The sequence below is a fragment of the Aerococcus sp. 1KP-2016 genome (assembly GCF_002252085.1).
Taxonomy (GTDB): domain Bacteria; phylum Bacillota; class Bacilli; order Lactobacillales; family Aerococcaceae; genus Aerococcus.
Genome location: NZ_NEEY01000110.1, coordinates 1 through 541, shown reverse-complemented (window position 1 = coordinate 541; position 541 = coordinate 1). Strand labels below are relative to the sequence as shown.

Sequence of the window (541 nt, the reverse complement as noted above, 5' to 3'; positions counted from 1 at the left end):
ATTTGTACTGCTGCCTGCACTAAGAAAAAATGCTCTATTATACGGTATATCATCAACATATCTAATAAGATCGTGATTTAAACTATTTCGAAGTATATTATGAAATTGAAAAGGATTTATCTCTGGAAAGCTCTTCTTCTTCCAGTCTAGGATTTCAGCCCATTTAGCTTTCTCTTTTTTTCGACGATATCTTCGGTACCAAAAATACAATCCAAGGATAAGAATACACCAAAACAGAAATCTTGAAACTCCATTAGCAAATATTATCATCGAGCCGAAAAATAAATATTGTATTATCCTTATAACTAGGACTACAGCTAAATAACCAAGAATCCCATATATGGCAGTGGTTCTATTTATAGGGAATTTTTTGAATAAAAAATACACCCCAAATCCAAACAATAGAAAATAAAACATAGGCTTTCCTCCACCAAATTTAATATTTTTTATGATTCCTGAATAATTCATAGCTTTAATTCTTTGGCACATTTTATTGAAATATGTATCACTAATATCCCTATCAACTGATTTTGACTAAAAA

General features: G+C 29.9%; 1 protein-coding gene. It reads right to left on the bottom strand.

The features are described from left to right. On the bottom strand, positions 1-468 hold a 468-nt coding region (locus B9P78_RS10445), incomplete at its 3' end, for a hypothetical protein (RefSeq protein WP_233487887.1). Positions 469-541 lie beyond the last annotated feature (73 nt).